The organism is Psychrobacter cryohalolentis K5 (assembly GCF_000013905.1).
Lineage (GTDB): Bacteria > Pseudomonadota > Gammaproteobacteria > Pseudomonadales > Moraxellaceae > Psychrobacter > Psychrobacter cryohalolentis.
Genome location: NC_007969.1, coordinates 572,906 through 589,730, shown reverse-complemented (window position 1 = coordinate 589,730; position 16,825 = coordinate 572,906). Strand labels below are relative to the sequence as shown.

Below are 16,825 nucleotides of genomic sequence, written 5' to 3'. Positions count from 1 at the left end.
TTGATAATCGATGTAATAATCAACCTGATTAACGCACAAATTTTCGTAACGTCAATAGTACCAATGGCCAGCTAATAATACTCATCAATAAAGAGAAAGTAGATTGGGCAACAAAGACATCTTGTACAAACATCTGTAGCATCCACAGACTCGCTTGAAATATAAACAATCCTAAACTCGCTATTATCCATGCACTAATCGTATTTAGCTGTCTGATATAGATACTGGTAACCTTTATCATAAGCGCCACTGCCACAGCAGAAAAAGCCTGTTGCCCTAAATGAGTATCCATCAGCAAATCAGCAATAAGGCCAATAGCAAAGGCACTAAAAATGCCCACATAACGCGGCTGAAACAACAACCAAAAAATCAATACCATGATCATGATCATAGGACGCAATGTGGCCATACTAGGACTTAATGGATAAACACTGAGCGATGAGGCAATAATAAAACTCAGTACAATCACGGCATGCAGCAGCCCATTTGCATGATCAGAATCAGGATATGCCATGAATACGTACCTTTAGCGGATGTTTAGCAGCTACTTAATAATGAATTCAGCATTGCAGGGAATAAAAAACGAGGAGTAAAACAGCGCACTTAAATAGAATAGCGGCTGATTATCGGGCAATGATTATCTCTAACAATGACCATCAAGACTCATTAATGCCAATATTGTTTTTATTAGCCAGCTTGTCTTGTAGTATCAGCACATAAGCATTATCGACAAAGTTTGCGGCAGGTGTGACATCAATGCTTCTAAAATTATCCGCTTGCGTGTCTTCAATATGGGCGATACGACCAACACGGTAGCCTGCAGGGATACGCCCACCTAATCCAGACGAGACCAGCTCATCCCCGACGCGTACATCTGAGGTTTTAAAGACATATTCAAGGCTCAATGAAGTAGGTATACCCTGACCGGTGACAATAGCGCGCTGCCCTGTCCGCTTGACAGTAACGGCAACGGACTGCTGTTCATCAGTAATAAGCAATAAACGGCTGGTATTAGGATAGACATTGATAATCTGCCCTAAAATGCCGTTTTCATCAATGACCGTTTGCCCAACTTGTACCCCATCTTGCTCCCCTTTATTCAACACCACAATTTGACGCAGTAGATTGGTGTCAGTACCAATTACCTGTGCCAAATTTAAATCAAATTGTTCAGGGCGTGTGGTCGATAGAATACCTTGCAGGCGAGCGTTTTGCGCCAAGATATAATCTTGCTGCTGCAATTTAGCTTGCGCGTGAATAAGTTGAGATCTGAGCTGCATGTTTTCGCGGCGCAGCGTTTCTTTTGATTGTAGGCTGCCGCTTGACCAGTGTTGTGCATAACTGGGTAATAATGACAGCTCGTAAATAGGCTGCATTGCGGCGTGGCTCGTTGAGCGCATAGGCTTGAACCATTCTGGATTTTTGCTATCAAACCACATCAATATCAATGCCACTATTAATAAAACAGCAGTCATACGAAGCGCGAGTGGCTGGCGAGCAAAAATACTTGGAGTCATAGTTCGTCTAATGTAGAGGTTTTAATGTGAGCATTAGCCAGCACCATATAGCACTATATAGCACTATATAAAAGGCAGTTGATATCAAAAAAAGCTCAGTATCTATCAGATATTGATTGCCTTTATTGATAATATTAAAGGCAACCTTTTTGGCTACCTTCAATGTTATTCATCTACCCTTTCTCATGCCTAGTTATCGTTAACTTCAGCCTTATCTAACATTGCTAGTATGACAATGCTTGATAAACAGTGATTTATACAAAAATCATATTTAGGCTTTTGTTATTGATAAAATCAAGCGCAATACCACCACCACGGCTCACGCAAGTTAATGGATCTTCAGCGACTGTAACTGGTAAGCCTGTCTCTCTTGAGATGAGCTTATCTAGGTCACGTAATAGTGCGCCGCCCCCAGTCAAGACAATACCGCGTTCAGCGATATCTGATGACAACTCTGGTGGCGTCTGCTCAAGTGCTGCTTTTACCGCGCTGACGATACCACTTAACGGATCACTCAAAGCTTTCTGCACTTCTTCTGAGTTGACAGTGAAGGTTTTTGGTACGCCTTCTGCCATGCTACGTCCGCGTACTTCTACTTCTAACTGGCTGTCTTCATTTAGCGCGGAGCCAACTTCTTGTTTGATACGCTCAGCCGTGGTTTCACCAATCACGCAGCCATGAATACGACGTACATGGGTAATAATGGCATCATCAAACATATCGCCACCGATACGGATAGACTCAGCATAGACACAACCTGACAAAGCGATAACGGCAATCTCAGTGGTACCACCGCCGATATCAACGACCATCGAACCGCTGGCTTCATGAACCGGCATGCCAGCACCAATCGCTGCTGCCATTGGCTCTTCTAGTAACAATACTTTGCTGGCGCCAGCTGACGATACCGCTTCACGAATCGCTTTTCGCTCGACAAGGGTAGACTTGCAGGGCACGCAAACCACCACATTAGGCTGTGCCATAAAACGCTTAGCTTTTACCTTGGCGATAAAATGCTTAAGCATTTTTTGCGTCACTTCAAAGTCAGCAATCACGCCGTCTTTTAAAGGGCGGATAGCCGTAATATTGGCAGGCGTACGACCCAGCATCTGCTTGGCATCAATACCAACAGCAGCAACGGTAGGGTTCTGTGTGCGATTGCTTCTTAAAGCGACCACCGTAGGCTCATCGAGCACCACGCCTTTACCAGGAATAAAAATAAGGGTGTTCGCAGTACCGAGGTCGATTGCGATATTATTTGATAAAAATCCAAACAGGTTCATGACTAATATTTCCAGCGTATTACAAATGAGGCAAATGAGAGTGACCGAGGGATTACTCGTCAGTATTGAGCAGGTCGTCTTTAGACATTACCCGTGGCGAGAGTTTATCATCGTAACAAGTCAAACCGAAGCTATAATGATGAAATGAAAAAACTGAGCTAAATTATACCGATTTGGCTCAAAAAAAACACAGATATTTACATCAGTACGCTAGGATTTTGCGCTTATGCGCTAAAAGTTGTTACAAAGTTTGAAATCGCAGACCATACCAGCCGCTTTGATGAAACAGCCTTTAATTCAATCACTCACAAGCAGCTACCGTCTTATGATACTTATTAAGTAATTTGCTTGATAACTTGATTAGCAGCAGCTACCCACTGTAACGTATTTCGTCATTAAATGGGGAGCTATTGACCATCAACTTTTTACTATCCAGTCAGCTTCGCATAATTGCTTATTAAGTTGAGCCTTTTTTAATAGAAGAGTCGTGAATAAAGCCCTTTTAAACAATCTTGTGAGTAAAGATTGTGCTGTAATCAAGTGTCCTACTCTGTAAACTTCGGTCAGATGCTTTATAATAAAGCCACTGTATACTTACATCTTTACATAAGTCACTTATTTTAGTGCTTATCTGTTTTAGTCATATTCTACTCTAACAAAAACTGTCCGTAACTGGAGACACTATGTCACAGCAACCATTAACGTCTGACAACACTGTCAGCCGTGAAGAAATCCTAGAAGTTGCCAACCTTGCCCGTTTAGGTGTCGATGAAAATACTGCCGATAGCTATGCTGCTGATATCTCTAAAATACTTAAGCTGATGAACACGCTTGGTAATGTCGATACCACCGATATCAAACCTTTATCAAACATTCATGAAGCTTGCCAAGATTTGCGTGCTGATGTCGCTAAACACGATATCAATCGTGAACGCAATCAATCGGTTGCCCCTGCTGTCGAAGATGGCTTGTATTTGGTACCGCAAGTGATTGAATAGGCGGCTGTCGCTCTCTGATTTCGTATCTTACTTTATGCTATTAACATTTTGACGGACGACACCTTATGTCTGAACTTCATTTATTAAGTACCCAGCAGCTCATTACTGGTCTGCAAGACAAACAATTTAGCAGCCTTGAGCTGACTGACCACTACATCAAACGTATCAACGCGCTTGATAGCAAGATCAACAGTTTTATCACTCATACCTCTGAGACAGCGCGCGCGCAAGCAAAAGCGGCGGACGAGATGCGTGTACAAGGGGACAAACGCCCATTACTTGGCGTACCCATGGCGCATAAAGATATTTTTTGTACTCAAGGCGTATTGACGACCTGTGGCTCTAAAATGCTGCATAATTTTATCTCTCCTTATGATGCGACCATCGTCACTAACATTGATAAAGCTGGAATGATTAGCCTTGGTAAACTCAATATGGATGAGTTTGCGATGGGCTCAGACAATGAAAGCTCATATTATGGTGCGGTGCACAATCCTTGGAACATAGCGCATGTACCTGGTGGCTCATCAGGTGGTAGTGCAGCAGCCGTTGCAGCAGGATTTGTACCCGTTGCGACTGGTAGTGATACCGGTGGCTCTATTCGTCAGCCTGCCTCATTTTGCGGCTTAACGGGCATCAAACCTACTTATGGTCGCGTCTCTCGCTTCGGTATGATTGCTTATGCCTCGAGTCTTGATCAAGCCGGTAGTATGGGTCGCAGTGCCATGGACTGTGCCTTCCTATTACAGCCAATGATTGGTCATGATCCACGCGATGCGACTTCTATCAAATACGACATGCCTGATTATGTACAAGATTTAAATGACGCTGCTGCCAGCGCTGGTGATAAACCGTTTGCCGGTTTACGCATTGGTGTTGCTAAAGAATACTTTAGTAAAGGACTTGATACTGAAGTCGAACAAGCAGCTCGTGCAGCGTTAAAGAAATATGAAGAACTTGGCGCGACCATTGTAGAGGTGACAATCACCGATCCAGAGATCACCCTTGCTACCTATTATATGCTCGCCCCAGCTGAAGCATCATCAAACCTATCACGCTTCGATGGTGTGCGCTTTGGGTATCGCTGTGAAAACCCTAAAGACTTGATTGACTTATATACGCGCTCGCGTTCTGAAGGCTTTGGTCCTGAAGTACAGCGCCGTATTTTGTCAGGGACTTATGCGCTATCTGCTGGTTACTTTGATGCCTATTACACTAAGGCACAAAAAGTGCGCCGCATAATTATCAAAGACTTCGAAGATGCTTTTGCCAACTGTGATGTGATCGCCAGTCCAACGGCGCCAACAGCGGCTTATAAACTTGGTGAAGACCTTGATCCTGCAACGATGTACCTAGGTGATGTTTATACCATTGGTGTCAACTTAGCGGGTCTACCTGCGCTTAGTCAGCCAGTTGGTTTAACCTCAGCTGGATTGCCTATTGGTTTGCAATTGATTGGACAATATTGGCAAGAGAGCAAATTGCTCTCTACTGCTCATTTATTCCAGCAGCATACAGATCATCATCTGCAACACTCTACCATCGCGAAGGAGACGGTATAATGAATACAGCAACTACTACTGATAACAACGCCGTTCGCAAACACGATGTTCGTAAAGAGCTATTCGTCGATGGTTATGAAGTGGTCATCGGTATCGAGATTCACTGTCAGCTGAACACAGAAAGTAAGATATTCTCGAGCGCGCCGACTGACTTTGGTCACGAGCCAAACAGCCAAGCCAGTATTGTAGATTTAGGCTTACCGGGTGTCTTGCCAGTGCTAAATGCTGGTGTGGTTGATCGTGCGCTAAAATTCGGTATCGGCGTCAACGCTGAGCTGGGTCTATTTAATACTTTTGACCGCAAAAACTACTTTTACCCTGATTTACCGAAAGGCTATCAAATCACCCAGATGGCCAACCCTATCGTTGGCGAAGGCTATATAGATGTCGTGGTCAATGAAGGTGAAAAGAACGAATATCCAAAACGTATGGGTATCACCCGCGCGCATCTAGAAGAAGATGCTGGTAAATCAGTACACGATGCCGTCGATGGTATGACGGGCGTGGATCTAAACCGCGCTGGTACGCCTTTGATTGAAATCGTCTCTGAACCTGATATGCGCTCAGCTCACGAAGCACTGGCCTATATCAAAGCCATTCATCAGCTGGTCACGTGGCTAGGTATCTCAGATGCTATCATGGCAGAAGGCTCATTCCGCTGTGATTGTAACGTCTCTATCCGTAAACCTGGTGCTGAGTTGGGGACGCGTACTGAGCTTAAGAACTTAAACTCGTTCCGCTTCATCGAGCGTGCCATCAATCGCGAAATCGAGCGTCAGATTGACATTTTAGAAGACGGCGGTAAAGTTGTACAAGCAACGATGCTTTATGACCCAGAGCGCGACGAAACTCGTGTTATGCGTACCAAAGAAGACGCCAATGATTATCGCTACTTTCCTGATCCTGACTTGCTACCTGTGCGTATCGAGCAGCATACGGTTGATAGCATTCGTGCAGCGATGCCTGAGCTACCGGTTGCCCGCCGTGCGCGTTTTGAAGAAGCGCTTGGTCTTTCAGAATATGACGCTCGTATTTTGACTGGTAGCCGTCAAATTGCTGATTACTTTGAAAATGTGGTCGCAGAAGTTGGGCAAGCAGATGCCAAAATGGCAGCTAACTGGGTAATGGGCGACCTACTCGGTGCGTTGAATAAAGATGATAAGGAAATTACTGACTCCCCTATCAGCGCCAAGCAATTGGCTGGTATGCTATCACGCATCAAAGACGATACCCTATCTGGCAAACTGGCTAAGAAGGTCTTTAGTGCCTTATATGAGCGCGAAGGTGGCGATGCTGATGATGCAGCAGATAAAATCATCGAGGAAAAAGGTCTTAAGCAAGAAACCGATACGGGCGCTATCAAAGCCATCGTTGAAGACGTCATTGCTAAAAATGCAGCGATGGTTGAAGAGTATCGCGGCGGTAAAGAAAAAGCCTTCAATGGTTTAGTTGGTCAAGTAATGAAAGCCAGTCGCGGTAGTGCCAATCCACAGCAAGTCAACCAAATTCTGAAAGAGTTACTGGGTTAAGGTTGACTGCTCATTGGTTATACTGGCTATGATATATAAAATGCCATTGTAGATTTTGGCTGAAATAAATAGCTCTTGCAATATACATAATTTTGCGTAAAATAGTCAGTCATTCGGGGCGTAGCGCAGTCTGGTAGCGCACTACACTGGGGGTGTAGTGGTCGCAGGTTCAAATCCTGCCGTTCCGACCAAACATAGTAATAAAGAGAAAAGCCAATCATTGTTTTCAATGGTTGGCTTTTTTTGGGTTAGATTTATAAGGTTTGTGTCTACATCTTAGGTAAGAGATGAGGTAAACTCAGATTTTTATTAAAGTATAAGCAGTTCTGTAAGGTTAACGCTTCGAATAATAGTGATTTATGCTTATTTTGGAAAGATGTAAGGATTTGAATTATGCAATATAGTCTTAAGGGTAAAGAGTATTACTCACAGTTTAATAATTGCGACAATATTAAAAATAATTTTGATTATTTGACTGTGCCTGAAGCGGCAATTTTATGGTGTGGTATTCCTAGAAGTGAATTAGCTACTGAATTGACTCAATGTACTCCTAAAGGAGATGGAAACGCATTGTCCCGAAGTATTGTTAAGCACCCATATGTTCAATGTGTTGAACCTAGATGTGAAATACTTCATCAGGCCTTTGAGGATGGTAAGTTAAAAATGGGCAGAGATGGCGGTAAAGGTTACTATAAATATGATATCAAGGATAAAAAAGAAGCTGACTCTGGGAGTAGTGATATAGGTCATATTAATCCTGAACGACGAACTATAAAAGTAACTGACTTAAAAGAATTTATTGCCGAATATCATGCTGACGACATGCCTAAAACTTTATTCTCCGATATTGATATTCATAAATTAAAACCGATTACTCATGATGATTACTCATCTCTACTAGCTAAAAATCAGGCTTTAGAAGCACGTTTGGAAAAGGCTAAGGAAGTTTATGTCCAACAGAGAAAAGAAATATCAGACCTTGAAAGCAAAAGTGAACAAGCTGCACTCGCAGTCAATCCAGCCGATGATTTAGAAAAAGTACCGCATCAAGCATATAGAGCTTTAGATAGGGTAATGTATGCAATGGCTAAACTTACTAATCTGGATAATGCCGAACCATATAGCCAAAACAACCCATCTTTGAATGCTAGCATTACCACTATATTACAAAACGATGGTTTAACGCTCGAATATCAAGCCGTAGGCAAATGGCTGTCACGTATTAACGATATAAAGCCACTAAATTAATCTACTATAGATAACTTGCTATCTACTATAGAACCTACGCAAACCCCCACACCATAAACTAGCAACAATAAGCCGTATCAATCAAGTTACGGTAAATTATGGAGCTAGATAATGACTCAGCAAGATTACACCCCACCTCATTTAGAACAGCAGTCACCTTATAATGAATCCAGCAACTTACCAAAATGGCTACTGCCAATACTAAAAACGGTATTCAGTATCCTATTACCTTACTTTCTATCGCCGCCTGATATTAGTATTCATATCCATCACATTAATATCATGTTTTAAGTCCAAAAGACTAAGCATTACCCTAGCCGATACTCGTGTCCTATAGACTTTTATAGAGCGAGCCGTTAGGGTAAATGCTACATCTTTGCATTGGTTCACTTTATGTCAGAGCCTATCGCTCAGCCCTTCTCGACTTACCTTATAGATGACGCACCTTGGGACGTATACCAGCGACCTTATGTGCGTGATTTAGCGTATGTGCTTGCCTGCCCTAACGTCTTAACGGAATGGCTGGACTTTGCGCCGCATCAGAATACACATACCGTGTCGGTTCATAGCGCACACTTTTGGCAATCGCAGTTTGCGGTGTATCAGCAGCGGTTAAGAGAGCTAGATAGCACCAATGACTATCAGGCGCTAACCCGCTATTTACTTAAGCGTCCAAGCCCCAATCGCTTAGGTTTTCATTTCGAAGGCTTACTGTCATTTTGGTTAGAGGATGGATTTGCGCGCGAACTACATCCGTACGAAACACTCGCTAATAATGTGCAATTATTTAACGGCAAGCAGACGACGGGTGAGCTGGATTTAATCTTATATAATCATGCAGAAAATCTGGTCGAGCATTGGGAACTGGCTATTAAGTTCTTTATGGGATCAGCACCGTTTGAGCCGGAGAACTGGGTTGGCATCAACTCCAAGGACAATTTACAGCGCAAAATGACTCACATGCAAACCAAGCAGTTTCGCACCGTATGGGTAGATACGGAAAAACATGGTCAAATTAAAATTGATAAGCGCTATGGCGTGATAAAAGGGCGATTCTTTTTGCCGATAAATACCTGTAATTTTACTTATCCGTCTTGGCTGACACCAAGCTTTCCGATACACGAATGGTGCGATAAAGATGATAGCGCTAGTCTTTCGACAATTGATATAACCGCATTGCGTGCCGCCCATTACATTGAATGGTTTAGTAAACGCGACTTTTATGATGACCGTCAGTCGCCACTGAACAATTCTAAAAACGATATATTAAAAACAGGTTTATATTTTGCAGGCGATAGACCTATTGTTATTTATCCTAAGCAGACCGAACAAGTAGAAAATAAACTTTAAGCTTTTATCATCATCTTAATAGCTTTTAATAACTCTCAATCACTTGCATCAGCTCATATCTCAGCATGTCGGCACTCGGCATGCGCTCCGCATGAAAACGCACGATAGCAATACCCGCACTGGCAAGCGCCTTGTCTTTTTTGTCATCGGCTTTTTGCCTTGCTTTACTGCTATGTGTCCAATCATCAAGCTCGATGGCAACCAAGGTAGTCTGCGCATCAATATCAACAATCACATAATCAACACTTTGGCGGCAGATACGATTGAACCAAAAACTGCGCTCAGACGTCTCATTACTGTTCGCTTCAATAATCCGTGACAGCTGTACTTGCACAAAAATATGATATTCCGGTAATGCATTTTTTAACTTATTAAAAAATATCACTTCAGTAGGGGTCATGATAGGCATCGGCGCAAACGGCCAAATAGCCAACTCATCACCGCGTACAGGCGGCAGATCTGGTTCAACAGCTTGTTTATTAGAAAATAATTTTGGTAAGGTAATCAGCCCCAAAAAGCCAACTGCCAATATTAAAAATATAGCGCCAAATGACATGGTTTTACCTTATGCAATATCTAAGCAGTTAGATAGCTTGCCTATATGCTAGCCTAGCTAACATAACAAACTACCTTTAACTGCAGCAGGTCGACCCTTATGGGCTAACAGGTTATACAGAGAGAAACAAAAATGGTGCTCATGGTAGCTAAGTATGAGCAAATGGACAAACACTAAAACGAAAACACGACAATAGATGTCGTGTTTTAATTATAAAGCATCAAATGATAATATATGAAAGCACTCTCATTAAGATTTTAGCTGCTACTTCATTATCATGCGTTTAGCATTTTAACAACATCTAGCGCCAGTATAATACCCAAGCACTGGTGGTATTCACTTTAGGGTCACTATTAATCTTATCCTTCAAGGCTAAAGCGGCTACTTTACCACGCTCAGGACCGACAATAACCCGTACACCGCGACTCGTCGGGCTGGTCTTAACTTGATAACCTGCAGATTGGAATTTTTTTGCCATCTCATCCGCTTTGGATTGGTCGTTTGCTAACGCTACTTGTACCCCAAAGCTACCTTTAGCATCGGTTTCTTTGACTTCTTTACGGGCTTCACTGAGTTTTTGCTGAGCATCACGTTTAGCGTCTGCTGACTTTTTCACTAAAGCTTCTTCTCTTTGACGCTTTTCTTCACGTGCCTGTTCAGCCGCTGTTGCTTCTCGCTCTAAACGCTCTACCTGCTTACGCGATGGGATCGTAATGGTTTGACCAAGATTTAGCGATGTTGATGGTGAGAGATTATTGGCTTGAGCTAAGACTTCTACCGGCATATCGTACTGGCGTGCCAGTTTAATCAGCCCATCTCCTCTTTTGACTTGATAGTCAGAGGGCGACTTAGGTGGGGTCTTTTTTGCGGCTTCATCCGCCTCGCGCTTTTTTTGCGCAGCTACTTGCGCTTCAGCCTGCTTTTTAACGTCTGCTTCTTTTTTGCTATCTGCTAATTTCTTAGCAGCAGCTTGCTCTCTAATAGTTGCTTGTCTTTCAGCTGCCTGCTGCTCCGCTAGTGCTTTCTTCTTTGCTTCAGCACCATCAGCGGAATTAGTGGACGCCTCTGCACTAGAAGGCGCTGATATAGGTGTTGCAAGTGTGTTCTTCGTCGCCTCTTCATTAGTACTGTTAGTATCAACGTTATCTTCGATACTTGGTGTGGTGCTCGCCAGATATTGCTGACTTTCAGCGCGTGCTTTTGCCAATGCTTGCGCCTCTGCCGCTTCTTGTTCAGTTAAGAACTGCTGAGCACGCTTTTCTTGTTCTGCAACGCGAGCGGCACGCTCTTTTTGTTTTTGTGCCAAGATACGTTTTTCTGTTTCGATATCTGTTGTCAGTGGTTGTACAGACGTAGGCTCAGCACTCGGTTGATCGATCATTGCCGATGCTGGCTGTGATTTATTGGTATCACCAATTTGTTGTACCATGGCGTATAGCATCACGCTACCACCGATAATCATCCCAATGCCCAATAAGGCTTGTCTCGAAAAATTCATCCGTTTACGTCTCTTAGTTGGTAATAAGGTTGATTGGGCGGCGCGGTTATTGTTTTAAACTATATTATAGATAGCTTAAATCAGCAAGCCATTAGCGCCAGTTGCTTCCATCCGTTTTAATACTAATGCGCTAGGTTTTAATCACTTTGATTATAAAGCATATTTTTCATGCTGTCTGCCACCACGCTATTACTAAGACTAACATCAAACAGTCAATGTTTTAACGTAAATTATCGCGTTTCAAGCGTAGACAATGCCTCTCCAATCGTATGAAAAGAGCCACAGACTACGATTAAATCTTGTGGCTGACTGGCATTTATAATCGCATGAGTGGCTTCTTGCAAACGCGCAAACTCATGTATCTGAGAATCATCGACATAGCTCGCTAAGATACCTTGCAAATGCTCCGTAGTGGCAGCACGTGGATAATCAATTTCAGCGATGAACCAATCACTGATTGGTAAGCCTGCTGTCGTCAAACGCTGCACCACTTTATTAATATCTTTATCACCTAGCATAGAAAACAACATTTTAATGGTAGCAGGTTCACCTGAAGTTTGATTAACTTGTTCAGATGTACTTTGCTGTGTTAAATGCTGCTGCCAAAGCGGCACTAACTGTGCCAATAAAAACTCAACGCCTTGATCATTATGCGCCACATCAAATAGCCAATGACGCTCATGGACTTCACGATAATCGAAGCGACCGGCAAGCTTAACTGTTTTTAGCGCTTGCTCTATAGCATTGGTATCGACGTCTAAGGGACTTGCAAGTACTGCTGACAGAGCATTGGCAGTATTGGTCAATGACAGTGCGGGTCGAGGCAATTGTAGAGTGACAGCGGCATTGCTATATTGCCACCTAGTCGAATTATTTTCACAATAGCTGAACTCTTTACTGACTTGATAACAAGTCGCCTGATGCTTATCTATCGCTTGCTGTACGCTATTTGGCATCTCTGTAGCACCGTAAATGACGCTAATCCCATCACGTAAAATACCTGCTTTTTCCGCTCCGATGGCTTCCACATTATCACCCAACCAATCAACATGATCGATGGCAATATTGGTAATCACTGCCATATCAGGGTCGATGATATTGACCACGTCTAAGCGACCGCCCAGCCCTACTTCTAACACCCAAACATCGCAATCCGCTTCCGCGAATATCAACAATGCTGCCAGTGTTGTCATCTCAAAAAATGACAATGTTAAATCACATTGCAACCGTGCCGCTTCTACCTTGCTAAAGGCAGCAATCAGGGTTTCATCGCTGACCATCTCGCCATCGATCCGTACCCGCTCGTTAAAGACGCTCAAGTGCGGCGATTGATATAAGGCAGTTTTATATCCTGCGGCTTGGCACATCTGCGCGATGACCGCAGTCGTCGAGCCTTTGCCATTAGTACCTGCAACCGTAAATACATAGGCGTCATCTTTGGCTGATTGTACGACTCCCAATGCCTCAGCAACTGGCAGTACTCGTGACAGCCCCATATCTATCGCCGAGACATGAATCTGCTGCATATAATTCAGCCATTCGGTTAAAGTGGCTTGGTTGTCAGGGGTACTACTGGGGCTACGAGACACTAAAGAATCAGACATGGACAGAACCTATATCAAAGTTTGAGATAAAAGATAAAACTTATATAAAAAAATAAAAACAGTATGACTAGCTTGCTACAAAGCAAAAATAGCATTTACCGTTATACACGATAAATGCTATTCATTAGTTTTACATATTTGGCAGATATTAGCACGCCGCTCGATCATTATGCAGCGAAATTATAAAACAGCTGCTTGAATCTAACCCACGTGTTTTTATTTTTACTATCTACTGAACATCAACATTGGGTACGCTACACAGTTTCGCCAGCAGACGATAAATGGTATCAATCATTTGATGACGATGTACCACTTCGTCAACCACACCATGCTCTAGCAAAAACTCTGCACGTTGAAACGGCTCTTCTAGTGTCTCACGTACTGTCTGTTCAATCACACGCTTACCAGCAAAGCCAATCATAGCTTTTGGTTCTGCTAAGTGAATGTCACCAAGCATCGCAAGAGATGCGGTCACACCGCCATAAACAGGATTGGTCAGTACCACGATATATGGCACGCCAGCAATTCTCAAACGCTCAATTGCTGCTGCTGTTCTTGCCATTTGCATGAGTGATAGCAAGCCTTCTTGCATACGCGCACCACCAGAGGCAGCGAAACAGACCAAAGGTACTCTGTCTGCGAGGGCTTTTTCGGCAGCTTGGACAAATCGGTCGCCAACCACTGAGCCCATAGAGCCACCCATAAATCGAAAGTCAAAGGCACAAGTTACGATATCGAGATTGCGCAATTTGCCATATAGCACAATCAGCGCTTCACTCTCTTTCGTTTTTTCTTGTGCTTCTGCCATGCGACTTGGATACGGCTTACTGTCTACAAACTTTAGCGGGTCTTTGGCGGTAAACTCTTGCCCAAGCTCGCCTTCTACTTGATCGAGCAGCCAGTTCAAGCGCTCACGAGCACTCATTGGCAGATGATGGTCACAATGCGGGCACACGTAACAGTTAAAAATCAGCGCTGTATTAGTAATGATCGAATGGCAGCTGCTGCATTTTGTAGAAGGCTCTGTCTCTACAGCGGTCAATTGCGCCGTTAGTTGCTGTTTGATACCCGGAATCGGGCGCTCAAACCATGATTGACCAGCTTTATTGCCATTTTGCTGTAGGCTTGTACTATCGTTATTTATATCAGGTTTTGTCATCGTATCAGTCATATTATTCGCCATTATCTAAGGCTTATTGGCAAGCTCACTTGTGCACTTGTCCGTAAGAGTCCATTTATAAGAATCAGTTTAATCGTCACATATCCTCATGACTTTAGCAATTATAAGGCACGCTAATGCATAACTGTGACCATTTATATGTGATGTTAGTTTACACACGTAAACTAACTTTAGCAAAGCCATTTGCCTGTGTCTTTATAAACATTGTTATAAATACCCTCATAAATATTGTGACGATAACTTGCCCAACTGTTTGAGCGGGTGCTTATAAACTATCGAGTGCGCCGCGTAACTCATCCATTTTTGCCATAATTTTTTGCTGAGCATTAGCGACTGCAGTGATATCATTGGCATCGATATCAGCAAAGTTCTGTACCAATGCACTACCGACGATAATACCATCCGCATGAGCACCAATTGCTTTGGCAGAAGTTGCATCACGAATACCAAAGCCCACACATACTGGCAAATCTGTCTCTGCTTTAATGGCCTGTACTTGCTTTGCAACATCGTCAGTATCTAGCGTTGCTGAACCCGTCACGCCTTTTAAAGACACGTAGTAGATATAACCACCGCAATGGGTCAATACTTGCTGACGACGTTCAGCCAGCGTAGTTGGTGATAATAAGAAAATCTCATTCATCGCGTGCTCAGTCAAATGCTGGGTAAAGCTACCCGCTTCTGCTGGCGGCAAATCAACCATCAAAATACCATCGACGCCTGACTGCTCACATAAAGAGACAAAGTTATCATAACCGATAATCTCTACTGGATTAAGGTAACCCATCAGGATAATTGGCGTCTGCGTATCTTGCTGACGGAACTCTTTGACCATCTTTAGTGCATCACGAGTGCTCGTACCCGCTGCTAATGCACGCTCGCCTGCCAATGCTACTGTAGGACCATCTGCCATTGGGTCAGAAAATGGTAAGCCCACTTCAATCATATCTGCGCCATGCTTGACTAAATCATGCAGCAAGCCAACAAAGTTGCTTGGATTGGGATCGCCTGCCATCACATAAGGGATGAGTGCTTTTTTATTTTGTGCTTTTAGGGTTTCAAAGGTGCTTTCAATTCGGGTCATAGTGGTCTCTTAATTATTATAAACTGGCTCATTTGACCCTTTATTTAATAATAACGGGTCAAATCAGTAATTTTTCTTCCAAGGAATAATCCAGTTGTTACTAAAAAGTAGCTATTAAAGCTCAATCCCTTCTGCCTTCATCACCGAATGCAAATCTTTATCACCGCGACCAGACATATTGACGATAATGGTTTGATCAGGCGTCATCGTTTTAGCCAGCTTTAGTGCATAAGCAACCGCATGAGCAGATTCAAGCGCCGGAATGATGCCTTCTTTACGCGTGACTTCATGGAAACCTTCTAACGACTCCTTATCGGTACAACCAACATATTCAACACGCTTCATATCTTTTAAGAAGCTATGCTCAGGACCAACACCAGGGTAATCAAGACCAGCTGAGATAGAATGGGTTTCTTGGATTTGACCTTCATCATCGGCCATCAAGTAAGTACGGTTACCGTGTAATACACCAATACGACCAGCAGCTAATGGTGCAGAATGACGACCCGTCTCAATACCATCACCTGTTGCTTCCACGCCATACATTTTAACGTCATTATCATTTAAGAAGTCAAAGAATAGACCAATGGCATTTGAGCCGCCGCCAACACAAGCGACTAGCGCATCTGGTAATTTACCCGTCATTTGCAGATGTTGCACACGCGCTTCTTTACCAATAATTGCTTGGAAGTCGCGTACGAGTAACGGATAAGGATGCGGACCTGCAACCGTACCAATAATATAATATGTGCTATCCACATTGGTAACCCAATCACGCATGGCTTCATTCATCGCATCTTTGAGAGTACGTGAGCCAGATGTTACCGGCACAACTGTCGCACCAAGTAAACGCATACGATAGACGTTCATCTTTTGACGCTCAACATCGTCCGCGCCCATATAAACGATACACTCTAGTCCCAAACGCGCGGCAATCGTCGCCGTCGCAACGCCATGTTGCCCTGCTCCAGTTTCTGCAATAATACGTTTTTTGCCACTCATTTTGGCAAGGAGCGCTTGACCAATAGTATTATTGACCTTATGCGCGCCAGTATGATTAAGATCTTCACGCTTAAAGTAAATCTGCGCACCGCCAATCTCATCACTTAGACGCTTGGCATGATAGAGAGGCGTTGGGCGTCCAACATAGTTGACCAAATCATTGTGATATTCTTCCCAAAATGCAGGGTCTTTTTTGACTGTGTTATATAACGTTTCTAGCTCTTCTAACGCTGCCATCAAGGTTTCAGAGACAAAGCGTCCGCCGTGGACGCCAAAATGTCCTCGCGCATCAGGATACTGGTTAAAATCTTGCACGCTTTCTGGATTAGTAAAGCTATTAATAGCGTGTGCGGTGGCAGATACATCTTTGTTAGCGACATGACTCATGGTAATTCCTACTGTAATAAGTGGTAT

15 protein-coding genes and 1 tRNA gene are annotated in these 16,825 nt (G+C 43.4%); 7 read left to right on the top strand and 9 right to left on the bottom strand.

Translation table 11 applies throughout. From position 1 onward, the window contains the following. Nucleotides 1-28: 28 nt before the first annotated feature. The 3 genes from mreD to PCRYO_RS02485 form a co-directional block, all read right to left on the bottom strand. The gene (mreD, locus tag PCRYO_RS02495) at nucleotides 29-514 is read right to left on the bottom strand and encodes a rod shape-determining protein MreD (protein ID WP_011512848.1); all 486 of its coding nucleotides are present in this window, start codon (nucleotides 512-514) and stop codon (nucleotides 29-31) included. A 142-nt stretch (nucleotides 515-656) separates the two neighbouring features. Beyond that, entirely contained in the window at nucleotides 657-1,517 is an 861-nt protein-coding gene (gene mreC, locus PCRYO_RS02490; protein WP_011512847.1) for a rod shape-determining protein MreC, read from the bottom strand. A 254-nt stretch (nucleotides 1,518-1,771) separates the two neighbouring features. After that, nucleotides 1,772-2,800, bottom strand: a complete 1,029-nt coding sequence (locus PCRYO_RS02485) for a rod shape-determining protein (RefSeq protein WP_011512846.1) — start codon at nucleotides 2,798-2,800, stop codon at nucleotides 1,772-1,774. A 683-nt stretch (nucleotides 2,801-3,483) separates the two neighbouring features. On the opposite strand from PCRYO_RS02485, the gene gatC reads away from it, so the two are divergent. The 7 genes from gatC (at nucleotide 3,484) to PCRYO_RS02450 (ending at nucleotide 9,487) form a co-directional block, all read left to right on the top strand. Continuing rightward, nucleotides 3,484-3,798: an Asp-tRNA(Asn)/Glu-tRNA(Gln) amidotransferase subunit GatC gene (gene gatC, locus PCRYO_RS02480; protein WP_011512845.1), complete on the top strand. Its 315-nt coding sequence runs from the start codon at nucleotides 3,484-3,486 to the stop codon at nucleotides 3,796-3,798. A gap of 65 nt (nucleotides 3,799-3,863) precedes the next feature. After that, complete coding sequence (gene gatA / locus PCRYO_RS02475; protein ID WP_011512844.1) at nucleotides 3,864-5,360, top strand: Asp-tRNA(Asn)/Glu-tRNA(Gln) amidotransferase subunit GatA; 1,497 nt, start codon at nucleotides 3,864-3,866, stop codon at nucleotides 5,358-5,360. Beyond that, nucleotides 5,360-6,889 (top strand): Asp-tRNA(Asn)/Glu-tRNA(Gln) amidotransferase subunit GatB, encoded by a 1,530-nt coding sequence (gene gatB, locus PCRYO_RS02470; RefSeq protein ID WP_011512843.1) that lies wholly within the window; start codon nucleotides 5,360-5,362, stop codon nucleotides 6,887-6,889. Before gatA ends, gatB begins: the two co-directional genes overlap by 1 nt. Before the next feature lie 114 nt (nucleotides 6,890-7,003). Continuing rightward, nucleotides 7,004-7,080 (top strand) — tRNA-Pro (locus PCRYO_RS02465). Nucleotides 7,081-7,282: 202 nt separating this feature from the next. After that, complete coding sequence (locus PCRYO_RS02460) at nucleotides 7,283-8,137, top strand: hypothetical protein (protein ID WP_011512842.1); 855 nt, start codon at nucleotides 7,283-7,285, stop codon at nucleotides 8,135-8,137. 111 nt (nucleotides 8,138-8,248) lie between these two features. Continuing rightward, the gene (locus PCRYO_RS02455; protein ID WP_041752957.1) at nucleotides 8,249-8,428 is read left to right on the top strand and encodes a hypothetical protein; all 180 of its coding nucleotides are present in this window, start codon (nucleotides 8,249-8,251) and stop codon (nucleotides 8,426-8,428) included. Between the two features lie 102 nt (nucleotides 8,429-8,530). Continuing rightward, nucleotides 8,531-9,487 (top strand): DUF1853 family protein, encoded by a 957-nt coding sequence (locus PCRYO_RS02450; RefSeq protein WP_011512841.1) that lies wholly within the window; start codon nucleotides 8,531-8,533, stop codon nucleotides 9,485-9,487. A 25-nt stretch (nucleotides 9,488-9,512) separates the two neighbouring features. On the opposite strand, the gene PCRYO_RS02445 is transcribed toward PCRYO_RS02450, so the two are convergent. The 6 genes from PCRYO_RS02445 to trpB all read right to left on the bottom strand — a co-directional run bounded on the left by PCRYO_RS02445 (nucleotide 9,513) and on the right by trpB (nucleotide 16,726). Then, nucleotides 9,513-10,043 (bottom strand): DUF2726 domain-containing protein, encoded by a 531-nt coding sequence (locus tag PCRYO_RS02445; protein WP_011512840.1) that lies wholly within the window; start codon nucleotides 10,041-10,043, stop codon nucleotides 9,513-9,515. A 301-nt stretch (nucleotides 10,044-10,344) separates the two neighbouring features. Beyond that, a complete protein-coding gene (locus PCRYO_RS02440; RefSeq protein ID WP_011512839.1) occupies nucleotides 10,345-11,541 on the bottom strand; it encodes an SPOR domain-containing protein in 1,197 nt (398 codons plus the stop codon). Between the two features lie 230 nt (nucleotides 11,542-11,771). Continuing rightward, nucleotides 11,772-13,145 carry a bifunctional folylpolyglutamate synthase/dihydrofolate synthase gene (locus PCRYO_RS02435; protein WP_011512838.1) on the bottom strand — a complete coding sequence of 458 codons (1,374 nt, stop codon included), beginning with the start codon at nucleotides 13,143-13,145 and terminating at the stop codon, nucleotides 11,772-11,774. A 229-nt stretch (nucleotides 13,146-13,374) separates the two neighbouring features. Further along, the gene (accD, locus tag PCRYO_RS02430; RefSeq protein ID WP_011512837.1) at nucleotides 13,375-14,328 is read right to left on the bottom strand and encodes an acetyl-CoA carboxylase, carboxyltransferase subunit beta; all 954 of its coding nucleotides are present in this window, start codon (nucleotides 14,326-14,328) and stop codon (nucleotides 13,375-13,377) included. A 262-nt stretch (nucleotides 14,329-14,590) separates the two neighbouring features. Next, nucleotides 14,591-15,409, bottom strand: a complete 819-nt coding sequence (trpA, locus tag PCRYO_RS02425; protein WP_011512836.1) for a tryptophan synthase subunit alpha — start codon at nucleotides 15,407-15,409, stop codon at nucleotides 14,591-14,593. Nucleotides 15,410-15,523: 114 nt separating this feature from the next. Next, the gene (trpB, locus tag PCRYO_RS02420; RefSeq protein ID WP_181210862.1) at nucleotides 15,524-16,726 is read right to left on the bottom strand and encodes a tryptophan synthase subunit beta; all 1,203 of its coding nucleotides are present in this window, start codon (nucleotides 16,724-16,726) and stop codon (nucleotides 15,524-15,526) included. Nucleotides 16,727-16,825 lie beyond the last annotated feature (99 nt).